This is a genomic window from Acinetobacter sp. 479375, assembly GCF_000581715.1.
In the GTDB taxonomy this organism is placed as follows: Bacteria; Pseudomonadota; Gammaproteobacteria; order Pseudomonadales; family Moraxellaceae; genus Acinetobacter; species Acinetobacter ursingii.
In genome coordinates this window covers 46,664-68,740 of the sequence record NZ_JEZN01000009.1, presented here as the reverse complement: position 1 = coordinate 68,740, position 22,077 = coordinate 46,664, and the positions used below count along the sequence as shown (strand labels likewise).

The 22,077-nt window shown below is 39.4% G+C and carries 18 protein-coding genes; 9 read left to right on the top strand and 9 right to left on the bottom strand.

Features of this window, described 5'->3' with window-relative positions; genetic code table 11:
* The first annotated feature begins 112 nt into the window (after window positions 1-112).
* A complete protein-coding gene (locus J500_RS09510) occupies window positions 113-622 on the top strand; it encodes a GNAT family N-acetyltransferase (protein ID WP_004985929.1) in 510 nt (169 codons plus the stop codon).
* Here the strand turns inward: J500_RS09510 and J500_RS09505 are convergent.
* Window positions 604-1,128 carry a DUF1877 family protein gene (locus J500_RS09505; RefSeq protein ID WP_004985931.1) on the bottom strand — a complete coding sequence of 175 codons (525 nt, stop codon included), beginning with the start codon at window positions 1,126-1,128 and terminating at the stop codon, window positions 604-606. The two genes, J500_RS09510 and J500_RS09505, sit on opposite strands and share 19 nt — an antisense overlap.
* A 238-nt stretch (window positions 1,129-1,366) precedes the next feature.
* The gene (gene hpxO, locus J500_RS09500; RefSeq protein ID WP_034699330.1) at window positions 1,367-2,524 is read right to left on the bottom strand and encodes an FAD-dependent urate hydroxylase HpxO; all 1,158 of its coding nucleotides are present in this window, start codon (window positions 2,522-2,524) and stop codon (window positions 1,367-1,369) included.
* A 210-nt stretch (window positions 2,525-2,734) separates the two neighbouring features.
* Here hpxO and alc point away from each other — a divergent pair, with 210 nt between their 5' ends.
* From alc to J500_RS09480, 4 genes are all read left to right on the top strand, one after another.
* Window positions 2,735-3,739: an allantoicase gene (gene alc / locus J500_RS09495; protein WP_004985937.1), complete on the top strand. Its 1,005-nt coding sequence runs from the start codon at window positions 2,735-2,737 to the stop codon at window positions 3,737-3,739.
* Window positions 3,740-3,751: 12 nt separating this feature from the next.
* Entirely contained in the window at window positions 3,752-4,255 is a 504-nt protein-coding gene (locus J500_RS09490; protein ID WP_034699327.1) for an ureidoglycolate lyase, read from the top strand.
* 110 nt (window positions 4,256-4,365) lie between these two features.
* Complete coding sequence (locus J500_RS09485; protein WP_004985939.1) at window positions 4,366-5,103, top strand: hypothetical protein; 738 nt, start codon at window positions 4,366-4,368, stop codon at window positions 5,101-5,103.
* A gap of 220 nt (window positions 5,104-5,323) precedes the next feature.
* Complete coding sequence (locus J500_RS09480) at window positions 5,324-5,857, top strand: hypothetical protein (protein ID WP_004985942.1); 534 nt, start codon at window positions 5,324-5,326, stop codon at window positions 5,855-5,857.
* Window positions 5,858-6,070: 213 nt separating this feature from the next.
* On the opposite strand, the gene J500_RS09475 is transcribed toward J500_RS09480, so the two are convergent.
* The 7 genes from J500_RS09475 to J500_RS09445 form a co-directional block, all read right to left on the bottom strand.
* A complete protein-coding gene (locus J500_RS09475; RefSeq protein ID WP_034699324.1) occupies window positions 6,071-6,535 on the bottom strand; it encodes a 3'-5' exoribonuclease in 465 nt (154 codons plus the stop codon).
* Between the two features lie 211 nt (window positions 6,536-6,746).
* Window positions 6,747-9,782: a type III restriction-modification system endonuclease gene (locus tag J500_RS09470; RefSeq protein ID WP_034699321.1), complete on the bottom strand. Its 3,036-nt coding sequence runs from the start codon at window positions 9,780-9,782 to the stop codon at window positions 6,747-6,749.
* On the bottom strand, window positions 9,779-10,378 hold the full coding sequence (locus tag J500_RS09465) for a DUF4276 family protein (RefSeq protein WP_034699319.1): 600 nt from the start codon (window positions 10,376-10,378) through the stop codon (window positions 9,779-9,781). The genes J500_RS09470 and J500_RS09465 overlap by 4 nt, the downstream gene beginning before the upstream one ends.
* Complete coding sequence (locus J500_RS09460; protein WP_034699316.1) at window positions 10,372-11,478, bottom strand: AAA family ATPase; 1,107 nt, start codon at window positions 11,476-11,478, stop codon at window positions 10,372-10,374. The genes J500_RS09465 and J500_RS09460 overlap by 7 nt, the downstream gene beginning before the upstream one ends.
* Before the next feature lie 8 nt (window positions 11,479-11,486).
* A complete protein-coding gene (locus J500_RS09455) occupies window positions 11,487-13,553 on the bottom strand; it encodes a site-specific DNA-methyltransferase (RefSeq protein ID WP_125624870.1) in 2,067 nt (688 codons plus the stop codon).
* Window positions 13,554-13,568: 15 nt separating this feature from the next.
* Window positions 13,569-14,363 (bottom strand): DUF4391 domain-containing protein, encoded by a 795-nt coding sequence (locus tag J500_RS09450; protein ID WP_034699310.1) that lies wholly within the window; start codon window positions 14,361-14,363, stop codon window positions 13,569-13,571.
* Window positions 14,360-17,599: a helicase-related protein gene (locus J500_RS09445; protein ID WP_034699307.1), complete on the bottom strand. Its 3,240-nt coding sequence runs from the start codon at window positions 17,597-17,599 to the stop codon at window positions 14,360-14,362. Before J500_RS09445 ends, J500_RS09450 begins: the two co-directional genes overlap by 4 nt.
* Before the next feature lie 495 nt (window positions 17,600-18,094).
* Between J500_RS09445 and J500_RS09440 the strand changes: the two genes are divergently transcribed.
* From J500_RS09440 to J500_RS16930, 4 genes are all read left to right on the top strand, one after another.
* Complete coding sequence (locus J500_RS09440; protein WP_034699304.1) at window positions 18,095-19,168, top strand: XRE family transcriptional regulator; 1,074 nt, start codon at window positions 18,095-18,097, stop codon at window positions 19,166-19,168.
* 200 nt (window positions 19,169-19,368) lie between these two features.
* Complete coding sequence (locus tag J500_RS17115; protein ID WP_052024136.1) at window positions 19,369-20,151, top strand: multiubiquitin domain-containing protein; 783 nt, start codon at window positions 19,369-19,371, stop codon at window positions 20,149-20,151.
* 11 nt (window positions 20,152-20,162) lie between these two features.
* Window positions 20,163-21,563, top strand: coding sequence for a ThiF family adenylyltransferase (locus J500_RS09430; protein WP_034699303.1), 1,401 nt, complete (start codon window positions 20,163-20,165; stop codon window positions 21,561-21,563).
* The gene (locus J500_RS16930) at window positions 21,556-22,008 is read left to right on the top strand and encodes a DUF6527 family protein (protein WP_052024135.1); all 453 of its coding nucleotides are present in this window, start codon (window positions 21,556-21,558) and stop codon (window positions 22,006-22,008) included. The genes J500_RS09430 and J500_RS16930 overlap by 8 nt, the downstream gene beginning before the upstream one ends.
* Window positions 22,009-22,077: the final 69 nt, after the last annotated feature.

The window sequence follows — 22,077 nt, the reverse complement described above, 5'->3', positions numbered from 1 at the left end:
ATATTCAGCGTTTATAAAGCAAGTCTTCGGACTTGCTTTTTTCATATCTGAAGTAAGCATTATCGCTGGTTTTCGACGTATAATTTTTATGATTTTATACTAGGTTATCAATATGGATTTTCAGTTGCGCCCCGCCACCCAAGATGATTTAGAACAGATTCTTGCGATTTATAATCACGAAATTATGACAGGTGTTGCCAATTGGAACGATCAAGCCAAATCGCTTGAAACCTATATGCACTGGTTTGAACAATTACAGCAGGACCAGTACCCAATGTGGATTGCCTATGATCCTGTGCAACAGCGTGTCGCAGGGTATGCTTATTATGCAGCGTTTCGCACGATCAGCGGCTATAAACACACCATTGAACACTCGGTCTTTATTTCACCTGACTACAAACGCCGCGGACTTGGGAAAACCTTAATGCACAAGCTGATTGAACTTGCAACAGCACAGGGTTTTCACATCATGATCGGGGCGATTGATAGTGAAAATACGGCATCTCTGGTGCTGCATCAACATTTAGGTTTTGTCCAAACGGGCTATCTGCCGCAGGTTGGACAAAAATTTGGACAATGGCGTGATCTGGTGTTGATGCAACGTCAGTTAGATGAAGCCTGAGTCATATAATATACATCTGACATAATTTGCTTACTTTGCAAGCTGATCACCGCATGATTATGTTGCTTTGCCAGCTCATAAAAATTTTTAAGCTGGCCAAATAACATCAGTAGTTCACGCTGCTCTTTATCGACATCTTTGCCCCATTGAAACGGGAAAAGCTTGTGTTGGTTTAACCACGCTGGATCATAACGATGTTTAAAATCATCCATCGAAATCTGCTCTAATGCTTTGGCAATCTCATCAACTTCAATCACAGGATTGTATCGTACATGAGCCACACTCAAAGAAGGATGAGAAAAAGCATATTCGGCTTCTATCGCAAATTGAAGCGCATGTTGTTGGTCTAGATCTTTGGTTAAGAGCGCATGGAGTGCCTGCCATGTTTCGCCCAGATTCAATTTTGAACGAATCGAGGTCGCATGATAAATCTCATCTAAGCTTTCAGCTTCAATCATTAAAATTTCGAGATCATTGGGTTCTATTGCAAGCAAGATCGCATTCATTATTATGTACTCATATCATCGTTATTTGTCTTTAGCTTAACGTGACTGAAATACGAAGTGCTTAACGATTTGTCATACGATAATTACCAAATGTAAAAAAGACAGCCGAGGCTGTCTTTAAAATTTATTTTAAAATGAATCTTCAAGAGACTTCTTTCATCAGCCCCTTTTATTTCTCCGTATCGAAGAGAAATCAACAGGATTTAAACACGGATGAAAGAAGTCGAATCACAGCGCATTAATCCAGCGGATTACCTACAATATTATTAATAATACCGCGCATGATATGTGGACCTTGTTCCTGACGCAGTTCTTCATACCAAGACAATGTCACCTGTTCATCTTTCATATGGGTTACATCACAACGCTTACGTGCACGCAAAACTAGCTCATTGGCACGTTCATTACGTTTGTCCTGATAACGGCGTAATGCATCGGTTACTCCCAATGTATTGATCTGGAGCGAACGCGCCAGATAAATCGCATCCTCCATCGCCTGACACCCCCCCTGACCAATATCAGGCGTGGTGCTATGCGCGGCATCACCAACAATGACCACACGCCCTTTATGGTACTGGGTAAACGGTTCGATATCACAAATCTCAACGCGATTGGTTTTTTGCGGATCCAAACGTTCAATCAACTGTTGAACAGGTGCGCACCAGCCTGTGAAATAGCCCTTTAAAGTTTCTTGATATTGGGCTTTATTATTTTCAAGCCCCGCATCTAATGGCACATCTAAAAAGAAATAAAAACGATTATTTGCTACAGGCATTAAAGAGGCCCGTTTGCCTTCCCCTACAAAGGTGGTCCATTGATCAGCAGGGGCCAATTCTTCCGAAATTTCAACCAAGCCATTCCAATTGACATAACCTGCATAACGGCGTTCTACCTGATCACCCAGCACATGGGCACGGGTGATTGAATGCGTTCCATCAGCACCCACTAACAAGTCCGCGCTGATATTTGAACCATCGGCAAACTGGATCACGACCTGTTCGCCCTGATCCTCCAGTGCGACCATACGTTTGCCCAAATGAATGTCTTCACGACCAAATTCATCCATCAGCATATTTTGTAATTCGGCACGAGAAACGGGATAAGGACGCTGTCCGACTTCATCAATCAAAGGCTGCAAGCTAAACTGGGTCATCACTTCGCCAGTCAAACCATCGACATAAGCCAGTTGATCCATGACCCCACCAAGCTTGGCCACTTGCTCACCCAGCCCTAAATAGTTCAGGCATTTTACGCCATTTGACCACAATGAAATTGCAGCACCGACAGGAAGAATTTGCTCGGCTTGTTCATAAATCGTGACCTGATGCCCAAATTTTTTCAATGCGATTCCAGTCGTCAAACCGCCCATACCTGCACCGATAATAACAATATTCATTGTGTAATCCCCCTTATGTATCCTGCAACATTATCCGTGTTATAGCTAAAACCATGCCATGTGTAGGGAAATACAGCCTATTATTGGAATTGGCATATACCCTGCATAGCAAAGTGCAATGATGATGCACTTTTTCTCATTCTGAGGTAAAAATGCACCCGTATTCAATTAAACTTTTATCATCTCATTGCAAATAATGGTATATCACTTATGGCTACGCTTCTCGCTCCAGCATTTGAACTTCCAAATCAACTGCATTCCCTAACCAATCTGGCAGATAGCCGTATTGGCGCACAAATTGTTGAATGTTCAGATGAATTTTTTGCAGAAGCAAAACGTATGTTGCAATTTGAAGCACCTATTTTTGTCGAAGATAAATTCGATGATCATGGCAAATGGATGGATGGATGGGAAACCCGCCGTAAACGTCATTCTGGTTATGACTGGTGTATCGTAAAACTGGGCGTTGCAGGTAAAATCAAGGCAGTAGATGTCGATACCACGTTTTTTACAGGAAACTATCCTGCTTCTGCTTCATTAGAGGGCTGCTATGCACCAAATGATGACACTCAAAATGCACTATGGCAGCCCATTTTAGCCAACAGTATTTTGGGGCCGAGTCAGCATCATATTTTTGATATTGAAAACCAAACCGTGTTTACCCATATCCGTATTAATATTTTTCCAGATGGCGGTGTAGCACGTTTACGCATCTATGGTGAAGTACAAATTCAAAGCACGAATAGCACAGAAACGCTTGATTTGTTAGCTTTGCAAAATGGCGGACGAGTGATTGCCTACAGTGACGCACACTTTGGTCATCCCCGTAACCTGATCAATCCCGGACGTGGCATCAATATGGGTGATGGCTGGGAAACCAAACGTCGTCGTGCGCCAGGCTTTGACTGGTGTATTTTGGCGTTGGGACAAGCAGGAAAAATTGAGAAAATTGAAATTGATACCGCCCACTTTAAGGGCAACTATCCTGCGCAAGTATCGATTCAAGCAGTTTATATTGAAGATGCAACCGACCCGCAACTGATTCCACAAAGTATGTTCTGGCCATTCCTGCTCAATGCTCAGGATATGCAAATGGATCATATTCATGACTATATCAATGACATTTTAGCGCATGAAAAAATCTCTCATATCCGTGTCAATATGATTCCAGATGGCGGAATTAGTCGTATTCGTCTTTGGGGAAAACGGGCTTAAGCCGAGAACAATATGTCAAAAACTGTGATTAAAATTTTGTCGCTGACCAATGAAAACTTTGCCCCTTTCGGCGAAGTGATTGGCTGTACAGGGCATGAATTTTTCCATATCAATGATGCCCATACAGAACGTTATCATGGTCTGGTCGAAACTGAAATTCAGGGTGAAGCCAAGGCTGGGATTAGTATTTTCCGCAATATTAAAACCACCACGCTACCATTGACTATTCAGATGTTAGAGCGCCATCCCCACGGATCTCAAGCTTTTATTCCCATGCAGGGACAAGCATTTCTGATTGTTGTTGCGCCCAGTTTAAATGCACAGCAGCCCGATATTGATCAGATTCATGCTTTTATCAGCGATGGTTCTCAAGGTGTCAATTATCGTGCGGGAACTTGGCATCATCCATTGCTAACCATTGAATCTCCGAGCGATTTTGCAGTGATTGATCGGATTGGCTCAGGACCCAATTGTGATGTTTATACTTTCCCTTATGCTGTGAAGATTGAGGCTTAATCTTCTCGCATGAAATCCTTATCCACTGCCTTGTACTGGTTTACAGAGCAGTGGTTTTCTTTATAAGCAAAGAATTTTAGAATAAATATTTAAACGACACTTGCTCAACAATGAAAATAAAATATTCTCTTTTTGCATGCTTAACCTGTGGCATTTTGGTTTCACCGCTTAGTTTTGCCGAACTCAGTTTTGAACAGGAATTACAGCAAGGCTGCGCCAAAGTCAAAAGTGATGCGCTTTTAGGTAAAAAATACTACGACCAAAAGCAATACGCCAAGGCTATTGAATATTTTGAATATCAGGCCGCATGGACACAATTTTGCCAGTTAAATGCTGAAGATGACAAAATCACATTTTCCGACCGTGATGTTGAACTCGCCAATAATAATGTTGGTCTGAGCTATGCCAAACTTGGTAAACCTTTATGGGCTAGAGCATGGTTTCTACGGACACCAGACTCCAAAGTCAGTCAATACAATTTAAAACAGCTCACCTTGCCAAAAGTCAGCAATACAATTGAAGGCGAATATGTTACATCGGCTGGCTTTGGACAATGGAGTAGCATCACTGTTTCAAAAACCGCCAAGACTTATCGCATTGCATTTGATGGTTATTATTTTGGTTTACGTGGTTTGATTTACGGCCCTAATATGGGTTCTTTTGAAACCCGTATGCCTTTGTCTGCTCATCAGGCTCAGTATCGTTATGAAGATTGTAAGATTGACCTCAAATTCGGTCAGGATCAATATGGTCGAAAAATAATTGTTGAGCAAAATGACAATAATTCTGGCTGCGGTTTTGGACACAATGTCTATGCAGGTGGCACTTATTATCAAGTTGAAAAATAAAAGCCATTTAAATTGTGACCTCGTTTTTAATCACTGAAATACGAGCTTGGCTCTTTAAAAAAAATAAATGAGCCAGTAAAAATGCGATGCTAGCAACAATATTCGTCTGAAACTGAGCGACAGTGAAGCGTATTTGTTGCATACTTTTTTCAAGTAGCTGACACAATCAAAATATGAAGCTGCGGTATTTATAACAATGACTCAAAATGAGAATAACGAGATGGATATACGCTTTATTCCAGTGCTAGATTTGGATGATCGTCAGCAAAGTTTGCAAGCTGATGGATTGAAGAATTCGTCTCAGCCTTTAGCAACTGATTGTTTGTTCTATGCCATTCAAGATATTTCTGATGCTTATCTGAGTAAAATTCTAAAAGAGACCGTTTTTAAAAATACCTCTTTGAACGGTGGCTATGTATTGCTTGATGCCGAACAGCGACCGATACTTTTACCGCGCTGTTGCTCAGATTTAAATGATATTCATGCTTGGGAGCAACTGGCTCAAGGTAATCTGAAACAGTTCTGGATTGGACATCCTCAAGTGTTATGTGAATATCAGGGAGATATGATCAAATTTAAACCAGATGCCAGTCAGGATCATACTGGCTTTGAAGTGCCTGTTACATCATTAAAACAGGCAGTACAGGCTTTAAAAGATGAACTTCAGCAGATTCATCATCGTTTTCAACGACTCGCACATCTGGAAAAACTGAAAGTTGAAAAAGTGTTAAAACTGATACCTCAGCTGCTTTAACCAGCTTTAGAACCCCTATATGCATGCACATATAGGGGTTCTAAGAAGTGGTGTTTAAACTCAATCTTAGTGTCAGTTGTAGGATAAGTTTATAAAAAAATGGCCCAGCCCCCGCTCAACTAAGCCTTTTGAAGCATAAGTCTATAAATTAAATTGTAGGATAAGATTATAAAAAGCCGCCTTTAGTCAGGCAGAGCTAAATTCAAAGCTCACTCACTTTGTGATCTTATTAGCGTACTTTAATGCATAATCTTTGCTCAAAGCTCTAGCATCAGCTAATGCATTGTGGGGAATCGCAGAATTCTTTGTCGTGAGCGACAAATCGAGTAGAAATCCTAATACAGGCACATTGATACATTGCCCTTGCCCTAAGAGCAAAATACGGTTAAATAACTCTATATCTGAAGGATAGTCAGCTACAATAGTAATGCTCTCCTCTCCTTGAGAGTTCACTTCCCATAAGAAACTGCACAGCTTGTTCACTAACTCCCACATAGGGATAGCGGATTGCCCTAAAATTGGCAGAACATGTTGTACAACAAAAGGACTAGGATTCTGACAGTTTACCACTTCATAAAACTCATATTTGCCGTCGGCAGACACTAAGCCTAATGAAATCAACTCACCTGTACCTTGATCATGCCAGCCATTAAATTCGCAATCCAAGAATAAATGCATTTTTTATCTCACGATATATAGACATAATTTTAGAACGATCTCCGATTCTCTATGAATTATCCACTGACATTTACTGTTTTGTACCAACATATCGTAAATCCAAATGTAAACTAACTATTCGCCATTGAATCTGTTATCAATTGCATCATCTAAAGCCACCCATTCAATCACATCAGTGGGCATTAATGCCCACAATAAAAATTCAAGACAATTAACTATCCACGTACCCCATAATTCCATCTACGTTTGTAGATTTTATATATTTTGCTGGGTTAGTGGCCTTGTTACCTAACTCGTTAAAGTGCTTTTCACCACATTTGATTTTAGCCCCCTCAAGATGGCGTAAATCATCCCACCAAGTACTACTTTTAGTCTCAACGACAAAGTAGAGTTTTTCCTGTCCTTGATCGTCAATTACAACAGCCCAGTCAGGATTATAGCTTCCTAAAGGAGTTGGAATTTTGAACCATGCAGGCAGTTTTGCATAAACCTTAACTTTCTCGTTCTTCTCCAGATCCTCGGCAAATGACTTCTCAATTCCAGCAGAGTCATAGACCACATGAGTGTAAACAGACTTTTGCGTTTCCAATGTATTCTTGAGATAGCCTTTCAGCTCTTCTTGTTGGAATAGCTCTTGAGCATAAAAGTGATCGTCGCCGATCTTGGTGTACCGAATACCATCAACTAATGCTAAACGTTTAGTTCTAATAATGGCTTCTGAACAGTAGTCGATAAATTGTTGGGGATTTCGTTTAAAGTCCTCTAATCGCATACTATCTCGTAAGATTTGAACAATGCTTTTCCGAGTAAGCTGCGTTTTATCTTGAAGATCTGTGATGATATCCGGTAGCTCAATATCATGTTCATGAATGGTCGTAAAACCAGAAGTGGAAGTTTCTTCGGCTATTACACCACCCTTACCAATGGCAATATCAGCTTTCCGGAATTGAGCCCTAGTTTTGGTAATTGGTGGGCAATGACGTATAGCTTCAGCACAATCATGGATGAGTTTTTGGTTGTCGAATTCAACACGATAAGTGGTTTTATATTTAATTCGCTCCCAGAGGGCTTTAAACTCTTCAGATTGAAGAACAGCCTCTCTGGTACGAATAATCTGACGGTCATCTGCATTCTTGATGTCAAGTTTGCCTGCAAGTTTACGTAATAGGCTACTGACATTTGTCTCGATGAGTTTCGCTTGCTCCTCTCCATGCAAATCAAGCAGAGTTTGCTTTATGGCTGGAGGTAATTCGAAGCTACTATCTTTTAATGCTTGTCTCAGTGAGTCTTGTACTTTGCCTTTTGAGTCAATGTATTCAGCTGATTTTAGAAAATTCCATATTTGCTCAGATTGCTTAACACCAAGCGGGGAAACATTACCGTTATCATCGGCAATTTGAAGCGTCGCGAACTGGTGTGATTCAACGATGCCGAAGCGAATCCCTGTTTCTTGCTCGATTTCCTTTTGTAAGTTATCAGCAAATTGTTCATAGCTTTCAGTTGCAATAACTGTCAGGGTGTTGATGTCATGACCACGTAGGCGGTTACCACTCTGATCTACACATAAACGTAAGCCACGGCCAATAGTCTGGCGGCGTTCACGTTCTGTTCCCATATCTCGCAACGTGCAAATTTGAAAGACGTTAGGATTATCCCAGCCTTCTTTAAGAGCAGAGTGGGAAAAGATGAATTTCAGTTTGGTATCAAAGCTGAGAAGTTTTTCCTTTTCTTTCATGATGAGGTTATATGCACGTTCTGCATCATCACGACCAGACTGGTTCTTCTCGGCTGTTTCAACGGATCGCCCTTTTTTGTCTATAGAGAAATAACCGTTATGAACCTCGGCTGCATTCGCTTGTAGATCAATCTCTCCAAAGAGGCTTTGGTAATCTGAAGACTTAGCTAATTTGCGATATTCCTCTTCAAAAATCTGGGCATATTTTCCTTTTGTTGGGTTGCCTTCAGCATCATATTGTCGATAGTGCTCAACACTATCGATAAAGAAAAGGCTTAGCACTTTAATGGGGTTATTATTGGCAGCAAAGAGGAGCTCTTTATCCAGATGCTCTTTGATGGTACGACGAATCATTAGTCGCTTGATTTCATCTGGATCAATACCGCCAATGCTTTCCCCTGGAAGCAAAGTTTTATCGAATCCATCACCTCTTATCTCAATTGACTCATTATTCTTTCCGCAAGTTATAGTCCCAACTTGCATGTTTTCATATATTGAACGCCCAGTGATTTGTTCTAATGGGGCACCATCTTCAACAGTCACTATTTGCCGTTTAACCGATTTCCCACTTTGAATATCTAGTTCTACTTTGGCTGTAATAGAGCCTTTCTGGTTATGAGTCGATTCTAGGCGAATATACGGTTTATTATGACCACTCTCTATCTCTAGTGACGCCACTTCAATTTGTTTGACTAGGCCTCGTTCATAGGCATCTACAGCATCTAAACGAAAGGTCATGTGATGCTTATCAACATGGGTTGCCGAGTAACGGAGGGTACAAAGTGGATTCATAGCATCTAGTGCCTTTTTTCCAGCACCGCTTAAGCCTCCATCCACACTTTGAGGTTCATCAACAATAACAATTGGGTTAGTTGCACGAATCAAATCGATAGGCTTCTCACCACCAGTATTTTCATTTTCTTTATAAATATTGTTTTTGTCGGCTTTATTGATGGAGCCAACAGTTGTAACCATAATCTGAATATTGGAACTGGTCGCAAAGTTGCGCACTTGACCTAATTTTGATGAGTCATACAGGAAGTATTCGTAACCTTTGGCTTTTGGATAAAGTCCTTCAAAATGTTCCTGGGTGATTTGTAACGTCTTATATGTACCTTCTTTAATGGCAACTGACGGGACAACAATAACGAACTTGGTAAAACCATAGTTTTTATTAAGCTCGAAAATGGTTCGAAGATAAACGTAGGTTTTACCTGTACCAGTTTCCATTTCTACAGTGAAGTCACCGCTAGTGAGCTTTTCGGTAGGTTTTAGACCATTTCTAAGTTGGATATGGCGTAGGTTTTCTTCAATTTCATCATCAACCAGCAGTAATCGGTTGCCAACGCCTAATTGGTTCTCATCCATTCCCAATGATAGGTTAGGTCCGGTATTAGGGCGGAAGGTAACCGTAAACTCTGAACGAGATACTTCCTGTCCCTTGAATAGACTTACTACAGAATCAATAGCAGCCTGTTGATAATCCAGGTTATCCTCAAAATGCAGTTTCATGCAGCAAGTTCCTCCATTTGATTCAACCATTCATCGAATCCATTACACATTTCTCGAAGTTTCTCTATGCCTATTTCCTTGGCAATATTAGGCCCGTGTGTTGTTTTTCTATATTTTGTTCGTTGCCCTAGTCGCTTGGATGGGGCTGTTTCTTTAGAGTTATTAATTCTTTCTGGATTTTTCTCAAACTCATGAAGAACTTGTGTAGACCACTCAATTACCGAAGGGTCTTGTAAGTGAGTTGCTAAAGCCTCTGGTGAGCTAAATAACAACCCCTCAAATTCGTACATTTGAATATAAGGGATAATTCGGTTCCTAATATTTTCATGAACATGATCTTTCATTTTACGTTCGAGGGAGCCTTTGGACTCATCATCCGCTCTCCCTTTGAAACCATAAAAGTCGTAGAAGGTAGAAACATAATCGAAGCCATATGCTATCTTTTTTAGCTCAGCTCTAACTCGATCTAGTTTGACGTCTCCACCCATGGATATTGCTGTAACAAAGATTTGTTTATCTGCTAAATAGGGAGCCAACACCATTTTTACAAAGCGTTCCTCGGTGACTCCCTCTACTGAAATACCAATCCTTACCATTCTGGGCGACCTCCAATGAGATTTTTCGTCCATATATCGCCCATCTGATAGCTTTCAAACCAAATCTCTAGGTTTTTGCGATCCAGTCTAGAAAAATGAGAGGCGCCTTTTTCTTGATCTACCACGATAAAGTCTTCAGGCTCAAAGTAGTTTGCAAATGTTACTGACTGGGTTGAGCAAATTACCTGTGATTGTTTTGATACGGATTTGATAATGTCAGCCAATACCTCAAGAGCAGCAGGGTGTAGTCCTAGTTCTGGCTCATCCAGAATAATGGTATGAGGTCTTAGCCATTCGGGCTGAAGAAACAAGGCAGCCATACAAATAAATCGAGCTGTACCATCGGAAAGTTGATTGGCAGAGAAGGGAGCGTCATGGTCACGATGAATCCATCTTAATAGTAGTGATTCATCGCCAGTTGTCCCTTGAGGTACAAGAAAGAAATCATGAAAGAAAGGTGCAACGGTTTGTATTGTTGCAACAATATCTTGATAACTGTCATGCCAATTTTCTTTTAGGAATCGAAGAAAGGGTGCCAAATTTGCAGCATCCGGCTGTAAATAAACGCTTGAGCTAAGTTTTTGAGCTTGTTTAAAGGCCGCAGTAGAGCTGGTGTCGTGAAAGTGATATACACGGCAGTTTTCCATGTATTGGCGAGTATATTTTTTCACATAATCACTATCAGCTTCTCCTCCTGGTATGAGTCCACTTTCCCCTAGTTTTCCTTTCACGCGAAAGAGTCTGCTTGATCCAGTAAAGGTGCAATACTCTTGTTCAAATACGAGGGCATCATTTGACTCACCATGAACAAATTCCGCATGATAGCCGTTACTACCAACATCAATCTCTAATGTAATTTTCTTTGTTGTCTTTGATCCAAAATGGAAAAATGTATTAGCAAATCCATTCTTCTCGACATAGGTTTGTAGCTTGCCTTCAGATAAATTTCTTAAAAACGTGAACAGAGAAATAAAGTTAGATTTCCCAGATCCATTTGCCCCAATTAAAATATTAATAGGGTTCATTTGCAGGTCTAAGCTTTTGATAGACTTAAATCCACTTAACTTAACTCTGTGGAGATGCGGCTGGGCATCGGTCATTTCATCACCTATAGACTACGGACATGGCTAATACCATTCTGTTCCAGAATGGCGACCATATTGGTTTTTGAAACATCATCGTTAAAAGCACTATCCCTGAAGAATATATGAGTTTCACTGGCAGGTGCTAGTTCTTTGTACCAATTGATAAGTGCTTGAGCGATATCTTCAACTTGATGGCGGGAAATAGATTCATCTAAGCAAGCGAATAGTGCCCCGTAACCAATGCTATAAAGATTCTTGCCTAAAACCTCACGCTTTTCGATAGGTGCTGTCAGATCAACACCTCGTTTGAGAAGTAGCTCGTAGAGGATATCTTGTTCAGTTCTTTTTCCGATGAGATGTTCTTCATGCGATAACAATGTACTTTCGAGATCTGTTTGATCAGGATTCCATAATCGGATATTGGAGCTTGATAATTTAAATTTTTTGAATCCGAAGGCTGCATTCAAATTTGAGTTGTTTAAACTTTTTAAATCTTGCGAAGCCGCAGTCAATCTATATCGTGTAAGCTCGGATACTAAAGGCTTTAAATTATTTGACTTACAGAAAGTAAAACTTTCTTCCTGTTCAGTATTATTGGGATCAAGGGGCTCAGGAAGTTGCACTAAAATAAAATTAAGATTTATGGCTCTTTTAATAGCATTTCTCATAACAGCCTCGCCAGATGTTCCTGATCCAGCAAAGAAATCCATTACGTAGTCGCCATCTGAAACACATGCAGAAATGACTCGATCTAGGAGCCGTAAAGGTTTTTTACCATTTTTGAAGCTTACATAGCCCTCGCCATCTAGTCCTGTCGTTTTAATATCAGTCCAGATATCTCCAGGGTGAATTGCAAGGTTATCTTCAGCAAATATTAATTGCAGTCTTGGTTTAGAGCTTTCGTTAGAGTAGGTTGCTTTTACAAAGTATGCGATTTCCCTTTTTACACTTGGAACAAAAAACAAAGGGGCGTCACATGATTTCCTTTTCTCATTAGCAATCTTTAGTACTGAAGCGGAAGTTGTTGCTTGGCAAATTCTATAAGCATTCTCTTTTAACCAAGTCTCTTTTTCATCATTGCTAACTCCAACTTCTTTAATCTTTTCTGCAACAGATTTGGCTTCCCAATTAGATGATAATTCATCTAATTGGTTTATCATCTCATCAGTTATGTGCTCTGCTCTTTGAATTTGATCAATAAACTCTTTATGAGTTTTATTCATTCCTTCAATAAATATATTGTATTCAGTATCCCATGTTGCTTTGGGAATAGGTTCCAGAAAAATATCTCTCACACCATTTTTCTTAATTAAAACTAGATATTCTTTTAACTTAGGGATAGTTCCATTTTTCTTAACAGCTCCCATTTTTAGGCCACTAGCTTCACTCATTTTTACCGCGATGACTTTCCGGTTTACCTCACCGAAAATCTCATCACAGATGGCACACAGTTGAGGTAGCTCATTGTCATCGATTGAAATAGCAAGGACACCATCCCAACGAAGTAAATTTTTAGCTAACTTTAATCGCGGATAGATCATATCTAACCAATTGGTGTGTTTTCTTCCAGCAACCTCTGTTTTGCTAGAAAATTTCATGCCATTGGCATCTATTTGACCGCTGTATTTTAGGTAGGTATCAATGCTCTCTTGATAGTTATCCGGATAAATAAACTCTTCACCTGTATTGTACGGGGGGTCGATATAAATCAGCTTAATCTTGTTGGCATAACTCTTTTGAAGTAATTTGAGTACCTCAAGATTGTCACCTTCAATCAGCAAATTTTTAGTGGTATCCCAATCTACACTCTCTTCAAGGCATGGTAGCAATGTTCCTGTTGAGGGAGTTAAAGCAATTTGACGTGCCTTTTTCTTTCCATGCCAATTCAAACCATATTTCTCTTCACCCTCATCCAATACTTGAGCATCGCCTAGCAATTGGCGCAGGGTTTCAAAATTAACGCCATTCTCAGTAAATGCATCGGGTAGAAATTCTCTCAAACGCTCGAGATTTTCAGCAATGATATTTGCACTTTGACCTTCTTCTGGGGTGACGTGCTTCATGGTGTTCTCACTTTGTGAATTACTCATATCTTCAATACCTTTTTAGAGATTAGCCTTAAGACGGGTTATCTCATCATTAATCTTTTTAAACTGAATATTTAGCTCGACTTGCTTGCCCATTTGCTTTTCCTTTTTTAATTTGTTAGCAAGCTCTGCTCTTTTAAGCTCAAGCTTTTCTAGCATGCGAAGTATTTCCAATCTGTTTGTAGATGTATCCTGAGGTCCTTCAATACGAAAAATACCACTATGCTCAACACAGCTCAGGGCTACAATGCGCTCGATAAGCGAATTATAAAAATCATAGAAAGACTTAAATGACAAACTACTAACACTTAGACTCTGAATAAAGTCCTGTTCAGCTTGGGTTGGGGCGCTTAATGTAATCCATGGTGTAAGGAAGCTATCTTCGATAACCCATTTAGTTTTGTCTGCCTGATTGATTCGCTTACCTGAAACACTCAGAGCAAGATTGAGACTTGTTGCGTCATTATGAGTAAATAGCAGAACAAGTGGGTATGGGATAGCTCGGTTTACGAATTGAGCAATACGCTTGATTCTGCTCGGATTTGATAACTCAAAATGCAGAATCGCTATCTCAGAATATTCCCGTTCGTCATTGATATAGGCTGGAATATTGATCGTGTTCGGTTTAAGCGTATATAGCCAACGAATCTTCTCAATATCATCCTTGAGACAGAGTTTATCTGTAGTATCTAGGATACTTTTTTGGCCATCTGTTGCATCTGAAAAAAGCTTTTTAAAAATGGGCTTACCAACATTGCAGCTAGAGGGAATCCCTAGACCATTCAGAAAACCTTCAAATATTTGGTCACTCATGATTCACTACCTAGATTGTCAGTAAGAATCAAATAGGAAACAACAGTAAAGTCCTCTATACCTTGACTACTAGTTGCACTTAAAACGGTGCCACCTCTAATAAATAGACTTTCAATTCCTTTTTCCTCACTCTTACCTGCAATGTTATCCACCGCGACGGCTAGTAAGTGCTGATAATGTTCCATATCTTGTCCATGACGGGTACGGCTCTCCATGAGCGCAACTGCTTGTGATGCCACAGTTGTATGCGTAAATGCTTGCCGCTTGAGTAGATCTATAATCTTTTTGCTTTGAGTGAAGTTTAACTCAACTACTGTATTATCAGATACATATACAAGGAAATATGGTGCAAGTGGGTAGTTTGAATCTACTTGTATGGCTTCAGCTCCTGCACGAATGTTTTTTAGGCAAAAAATAACACCTGGTTTAATGCCTTCTTCAGCAAGCACTTTGTCGATTGGTGTCACTGAGTAAAAACCAAAAGGGGCTTTTTCTAGTTTAGCTAAATTTTCCTTATTATTTTGATTCATGTATCCAGACAGATCCATACGGAAATCATTGAGGGTTAGGTCCGTAATTGATACACCACCTGTCATATCTTCTAGGTCTACCACAGCATCTTTAAGCTGTTGTAATTGTTTCCTGCGATACTCCAGGTCATTCATTTCTTTTGCATTTTCATCAATGACGTTTTCTTCACCTGTAGCAGAAATATCAAGCAGCATCATGCGACCAGAAACTTTAGCCTCAAGATTAATATATTCATCAAGCTCCATGTTTGGCCAAAAGTTAACGAGTTGAATCCGCGTGTTTTTTGAGCCAAGGCGGTCAACACGACCAAAGCGTTGAATGATTCTGACAGGGTTCCAGTGAATATCGTAATTAATGAGGGTGTCACAATCCTGAAGGTTTTGTCCCTCACTGATACAGTCAGTAGCAATTAACAGATCGAGCTGCGTTGTTGCATCAGGATCAAGCTTAGACCGCTCTTTAGAAACAGGTGAGAAGGTGGTCAGAATGCTATTAAGGTCAGTACCTAGCCCTGATAGCGTGGTTTTGTTAGCTCCACCACCGGTGATTAAAGCGCTATGGATACCTAGCTCTAATGATGCCCATTGAGCAATGTGGCTATACAGGTACTGTGCCGTAACAGCAAAGGCTGTAAATACAATTACTTTCTTATTGTCTGGGTTAAGTGGATTGCGAACTTTTACAGCAATGGTTTGTTTAAGTAACTCAAGTTTTGCATCACGTTGAGCAGTAACACCTTTTGCTGCTTCAACGATGCTCGATAGGAAAATTTTGTCAGCTTCGAGCTCTTGTTTGAAACGAATTAAATCCATGTCCTGTAATAAAACTTTGGTTTTATTGCCAATCATGAATTGCTCAAGCTCTGTAGACTCTAATTCAATATCTTGAAGCTCTTCGATATTTAGTGCATCGATAAGGTCTGAATCATGAGCATCAATTTTGCTAAGAAGACTCTCGACTTGGTTTAAAAGTTTACTAACGGTTAATGTAAAAGAGTGAATTGAGCTTTCCATTCGTTTAAGCAGGTTAACACGCATTAAATGGATTAAGCTTTCCTCACGGTCAACTTGTCGGAAAACGCCTTTGCCGCCACCAACAGCTTTGTCATAGCGTCGAGCATATTCTTCTTTTTTATCTATTCTGACGAACTTAAGTGGGGAGTACCCTGCTAATGACAGTTTACGAATGGTTTTGTTGACCTCTTTTAATGGAGGAAATTCATTAGATAGATCGATGTCTGAATAAATATTTTTTGGTGGCAATCTTGTTGGAAAGCGACCAATGTCGGCAGTGCCGTAGTACTTCTCGATGTGTTTGCGAGAGCGAGCAATGGTGACAATATCTAGCAACTTGAAGTAATCAAAACTCATGCTATCAAGCAATGTTGCGGTAGTTCGGTTTTCTACAGGTTCACTGACCCATTGATTGAATTGCTTTTGGGCTAATTTTAGTGTGGACTCAATGCTTTTGATGCCAACCTCGTTAAACGCTGTATCTTGGCCTTCTGTAATAAACGCGACCTGATTCTTAAGATCATTCATTCGGTTATTTACAGGTGTAGCAGAGAGCATCAGAACTTTTGTCTTTACCCCAGAACGGATAACGTCGTTTAGCAGACGTTCGTAGCGCGTTTTACCTTCAGCTTTATTTGGATTATTTCTAAAATTGTGTGATTCATCAATTACGATTAGGTCGTAATTATTCCAGTTTAGAGTTTCTAGATTGATCTCGCCAGAGTAGCCTTTACTTCTACTTAGATCGGTATGATTTAGCACATCGTAATTGAATCGATCACTGGCAAGAAGATTGCGCTTGTCATTGATAGTGTACATGGTCCAGTTGTCCCTTAATTTTTTCGGACAGAGAACTAATACACGATCATTACGGAGTTCATAGTACTTAATAACAGCAAGTGCCTCAAAGGTTTTACCTAAGCCAACACTATCTGCAATGATACAGCCATTGTGCTTCTCGAGTTTGTCGATCGCTCCAAGAACGCCATCCTTCTGGAACTTATAGAGCTTATTCCAGACTATCGTATCCTTGAATCCAGTTTTACTTCGGATAATGTTCTCTTCATCTATATCCTCAAGGAAATCTTTGAAGAGATTAAAGAGTGTCAGGAAATAAACAAAATTTGCTGGCTGATCTGCAGCAATATAATCCAGTTTCTCAATTAGCTCTTTTTTTATGCTTTTAGAGTTAATCTCATCTGCCCAGATGCTGTCGAACCAGGTTAGTAACTGCTGAGAGCTTTCTGTATCAGTAAGCCCCATATTCATTTGCAAACTATTTGAACCAATATCACCTAAACCAATAGGAGAAATGGTTGCACTACCATGGATCGCAAAGCTCACCTGTTTTGATTGGAGGTGGATAAGGTTTTGTGTTACTTGCTTAGTCAAGCTGGCTTTAACTTCAATCTTTCCACGGATCCATTTAGCGCATTCCGCAGCTACTCGCTTCTGGTCAAGTTGGTTCAGTAATCGTACTTCATGTGTTGTGCCGATTAGTGATTGTAGGCTCTGTTCTTGCCAATCTGTTAGATATAGGCGAGTTTGATCAACTTTAGATAATTCTTTTTTAAGGGATGAGAAGCCGTATAAAGTGAATAGGCTAGAAAGAACAGCAAGTTTTGAGCCCTCAAAAGAATGCTTTTTCAACTCAGCGCCTACATAACCCCTGTTTTTATTGTCTAAAAGCATTCCCCAAATATTCCTAAATTTTACCAATTAGTCTTAGCAAGAATATAAAATTTCTTGAGAAGTTTATCATCTAGTAAGTACATAACTAGAAGTTTTATTAAATTTAAGCGACAAATAGTGTCGCAAATCAAGTTTTAGGATCCAATCAAAAGTTATTATATGGATACAATGTTGAAAACAATTAGGGGTTAATGAAATCTATTTTTGTCAAACTATAGCTAGAGCCCCCTACATCAGAACTGTTTTTTTATTGATACGGGAGCTGTTTTTGGAGGTTTCTTAACTATCAAGGAACTTTAGAAACATAAAATATTCCAAAAAAAAATCTATATATAGTATTTTTGAGTAAAAATCATAATAAAACCCACCATATATAGAAACAAAATTAGATTTAGTTATATTTTTAAGAAAAATTGACAGGCATGTTTGACATGGATGATTTTTTCTTCTATTCTTGATATTGAGTCAGAGTGTTTTTTGATTCGAGGAGGATATATGAGTACATTTAACCCAGACATGTTAAAGATTGCTCGTGACCTAAGAGGCATGAGTCAAACAGAGCTTGTCCAAAATTTGGAAAATAGTATTACTCAAGCAGCATTATCTAAAATTGAAGCAGGTGATTTAAAACCTTCAGAAGAAACGAAACAACAACTTGCTAAGGTTCTAAATTTTCCTGAAAATTTTTTTACTCAGCTTGACCATTTCAAAGTTTCACCGATTAGTCTACATGCCTACAGAAAGAAAGCGACCACAACTGCAAAAATTCTGAGTCAAATTAATGCAGAAATGACAATAAAATCATCAAATCTAAGCGCTTTAAATCTGTTTTCTCATTTAGAAGAAACATTAGAATTACCCCATTATCAAATTCATATTAATGTGAGTACTGCTAGTGAAGCAGCTCGAAAATTACGTAAAGCATGGGGTTTAGGATTAGATCCTATTGAAAATCTAACAAAAATTATTGAAAAATCTGGAGTTTATATATTTTACTGTGACTTTGGTGAGGACCATATTGATGGCGTATCACTACAGACTCAGGATAGCCCTCCCTGTATTTTTCTAAATAGAAATCAGCCAAATGATAGAATTCGATTTACTTTAGCTCATGAATTAGGTCACTTAGTTCTTCATAAATTTGCTCCCTCAATTGATATGGAAGAAGAGGCAAATGAATTCGCAGCTGAGTTTTTAGTACCAACTGAATCTATTAAAGGCCAGTTACAAACAACCAACTTAAAAACTTATGCTGCAAATAAACTAGCTTGGAAAGTTTCCATGGCAGCTTTAATAGTAAAGGCAAAAAATATAGGTGATATTAGCGAACGTCAATCAGCAACTCTCTGGCGTCAAATGAGTATGTATGGCTATAGAAAGGTGGAACCATATCCTCTAGAAAGAGAGTACCCTGAACGTTTTGCAAAATTGATGTTAGAGTTTTGCCAAAAAGATAAAACCAAAATAATTAATGACTTACCATCATTTTTTAACTTATACCCAGAAGATTTCTGCCTGCTTTATCAAGCAGATCTTGAAGTTTTGGAGAAAAGAATGATGGTATCATGAATTAAAAAGCCGACTTTATAAAAGTCGGCTTGGTAGATTTTCACGCAGGAAAGGCATATGGCTCTAAGCCCTACGCACCTCACGTTAGATCTGGATGTAGGAAACCCAATTCTAACGGATAGTTGGACAAGTCGCAAGATTCTTGGCCCTCTGTTGGTGTGCACCTGTTTAACTGAGCCACCAGTAAAGGATCATGACAAATGACCAATAGTAACAGTAACAATGAAAACAATATTCACGGACATGCTATTGATGCCGAGAATATTGAAGTTGACCTTCTCGATCTAGAGAACCACTCCAAAACAGGTAAACCCGTACCTAAAGCTCGTAAATATCGTTTACGTATTGATGATGCATTTTACGAAACAGAAAAAGATGTGCTTACAGGTGCTGAGATTTTAGGTTTAGCTAGTAAATCACCTTCAGACTCTACACTTCGCCAACGTCTTCACGGGGGTAAAGTTGAAACTGTAGCACCAGAACAAATTGTAAGACTAGATACTCCAGGACTTGAACGATTTATTGTTATCCCCAAAGAAAATACCGAGGGTGAAAATAATATCGTAGATGTGAATATGGCAATCCAATCGACATCCGCTCTTCGACGTGATTTCAGTTTACCAGAAACCGATACAACTTTTCTTGATAAAAATCATCCTAATTGGGAGGCAATTACAGATAATGGTATTCCATATATCATCTTAAATAACTTCCCTGTCCCACCTGGCTATAATCATTCCACGGTTAAAGCTGCAATTATTATTACTTCTGGATATCCATTAGCAGCTTTGGATATGGTGTATTTCTTTCCAGACTTAGCACGTGCAGATGGGCGAATGATTAATGCTTTAGCTCCACATACCATTTGTGGACAGCAATGGCAACGATGGTCACGACATTATGGCTGGCGACATGGGGTTGACGATCTAACTATTCATGTAGAACGCATCAAGTCTTGGCTTGATGACGAGTTATGTAAATAAAAGGGTGTCATATGAAATACAAACTTCGTATGACGGGGCAGCAATATGCTGCCCTCCAAGAACACCTATTTCCAGGAGATGGTAAAGAAGCTGTAGCATTAGCTTTATGCGGTCGTTACCATGGGGAAAATTCTCATATTTTGATGATTAACCAAATCATCGCACTTCCATACGAAGACTGCATTCGTACAGAAGATCAGGTTACATGGAAAACTGACATCCTTGACTCAATACTTCCTGAAGCTGAAAAGAAAGGAATGGCTGTATTAAAGATACATAGTCATCCCAATGGTTTTGATAGATTCAGTAAGACTGATGATATTTCGGATCGAAGACTCTTTTCATCTGTATATGCATGGCTAGATGATGGGTTTCCTCATATGAGTGCCATTATGCTGCCAGATGGCAGGATTCTTGCCAGAGTTGTGGACCGACAAGGTGGATGGCATACCGTAAATACTATTTCTGTCGCTGGAGATGATTTACTTTTTTGGCATAATGATACTGAAAATCAAAAAACTGCGCCTCAAGCTTTTGAAGAAAAGAATGGTCAATTTTTTGGTGAAGAAACCTATGCACGATTGCGTAAACTATCAGTAGCGGTAGTCGGATGCTCTGGTACAGGAAGCCCATTAATTGAACAGCTAGCAAGATTAGGTATAGGAAATCTTAAGCTTATTGATCCAGATGTAGTTAAAGAAAAGAATCTTAATCGAATCCTCAATACCACCTATCAAGACACAGTTGATGAACGTTTCAAAGTCGATGTCCTAGCAGAAGCTATTGAATCTATGGGTTTAGGAACTGTTGTTGAACCCATTTCTAAAAACCTAATAAATCTTGAGGTTATGCGTCAAATTACAGAATGTGATGTGCTATTTGGTTGTATGGATAGTGTCGAAGGACGTTATTACTTAAATCGCTTAGCAGTTTTTTATTCCATTCCATATTTTGACTTAGGCATACGTCTTGATGCTGATGGTCTTGGTGGCGTTTCATGTTCTTGTGGGAGTGTCCATTACCTACAACCAGATAAATCAAGTTTGATTGGTCGAGGAATGGTATCACTTCAGCTTGTCGGAGATGAGGGTATGGCTAGAAGGAATCCTGCCGTATATGAAGGGCAAAGACATGAGGGTTACATGCGTAATGTCCATGTTGAACGTCCTGCTGTAATCACATTCAATATGATGATTGCTTCGATGGCTGCCAATGAATTAATTGCAAGGTTATATCCAGGCTTTAGACGAGTTAGTAATGCTGATAGTGCAAGGCGCACTTTTGATTTTCGAGAGAATGACCATATGTGTGAATCCGATGGAGAATTTTGCCCTTACCTAGCAAAATATGCAGGTCGAGGTGATACACCTCTATTCCTTGAAGATTCAGCTCCGGAATTCCAACATGCCTAAATCGTTAAGCCTGATTTTACTAATATTCTTAATAGGAATATTAGTAATACTGTGTATTTACCATCGACAAATATGGCATTTTTTCTTTAATAATAGACAGCTCAAGGATATTTCAACAGAAACATCTGATATTGATGAATCTCATTCGTCAGTACCACGTTATAAAGCATTAATCTTAAATGATGATGCAGAAATTCCCTCTCCACTACATTCTCATACCGTTTACATCATCGGTATTAAAGGGAATGAGTGGCTAGCAGTCTTTGAATGTCCATGTAGCTGCGGAGCAAAAATCCAATTAAACCTTTTGCCCGAAGAAAGACCTCGTTGGAAATGGAAAGTACACCATAATAGTACCATTACACTAACCCCATCCATCTGGCGCAAAGTGGGATGTAGAAGCCATTTTGTAATGAGAGATGGCCTTATTATTTGGTGCAAATAATAGAGAAGGATTTACGATGTGATTTATTACAAGAAGGTCTAAGAGCTTCTTGTAAAATTATGAGAGATA

Bases quoted from the DNA above. Each gene is read 5' to 3' on its own strand.
- J500_RS09510 (WP_004985929.1), top strand. From the start codon at position 113: ATGGATTTTCAGTTGCGCCCCGCCACCCAAGATGATTTAGAACAGATT.
- J500_RS09505 (WP_004985931.1), bottom strand. From the start codon at position 1,128: ATGAATGCGATCTTGCTTGCAATAGAACCCAATGATCTCGAAATTTTA.
- hpxO (WP_034699330.1), bottom strand. From the start codon at position 2,524: ATGAATATTGTTATTATCGGTGCAGGTATGGGCGGTTTGACGACTGGA.
- alc (WP_004985937.1), top strand. From the start codon at position 2,735: ATGGCTACGCTTCTCGCTCCAGCATTTGAACTTCCAAATCAACTGCAT.
- J500_RS09490 (WP_034699327.1), top strand. From the start codon at position 3,752: ATGTCAAAAACTGTGATTAAAATTTTGTCGCTGACCAATGAAAACTTT.
- J500_RS09485 (WP_004985939.1), top strand. From the start codon at position 4,366: ATGAAAATAAAATATTCTCTTTTTGCATGCTTAACCTGTGGCATTTTG.
- J500_RS09480 (WP_004985942.1), top strand. From the start codon at position 5,324: ATGGATATACGCTTTATTCCAGTGCTAGATTTGGATGATCGTCAGCAA.
- J500_RS09475 (WP_034699324.1), bottom strand. From the start codon at position 6,535: ATGCATTTATTCTTGGATTGCGAATTTAATGGCTGGCATGATCAAGGT.
- J500_RS09470 (WP_034699321.1), bottom strand. From the start codon at position 9,782: ATGAAACTGCATTTTGAGGATAACCTGGATTATCAACAGGCTGCTATT.
- J500_RS09465 (WP_034699319.1), bottom strand. From the start codon at position 10,378: ATGGTAAGGATTGGTATTTCAGTAGAGGGAGTCACCGAGGAACGCTTT.
- J500_RS09460 (WP_034699316.1), bottom strand. From the start codon at position 11,478: ATGACCGATGCCCAGCCGCATCTCCACAGAGTTAAGTTAAGTGGATTT.
- J500_RS09455 (WP_125624870.1), bottom strand. From the start codon at position 13,553: ATGAGTAATTCACAAAGTGAGAACACCATGAAGCACGTCACCCCAGAA.
- J500_RS09450 (WP_034699310.1), bottom strand. From the start codon at position 14,363: ATGAGTGACCAAATATTTGAAGGTTTTCTGAATGGTCTAGGGATTCCC.
- J500_RS09445 (WP_034699307.1), bottom strand. From the start codon at position 17,599: ATGCTTTTAGACAATAAAAACAGGGGTTATGTAGGCGCTGAGTTGAAA.
- J500_RS09440 (WP_034699304.1), top strand. From the start codon at position 18,095: ATGAGTACATTTAACCCAGACATGTTAAAGATTGCTCGTGACCTAAGA.
- J500_RS17115 (WP_052024136.1), top strand. From the start codon at position 19,369: ATGACCAATAGTAACAGTAACAATGAAAACAATATTCACGGACATGCT.
- J500_RS09430 (WP_034699303.1), top strand. From the start codon at position 20,163: ATGAAATACAAACTTCGTATGACGGGGCAGCAATATGCTGCCCTCCAA.
- J500_RS16930 (WP_052024135.1), top strand. From the start codon at position 21,556: ATGCCTAAATCGTTAAGCCTGATTTTACTAATATTCTTAATAGGAATA.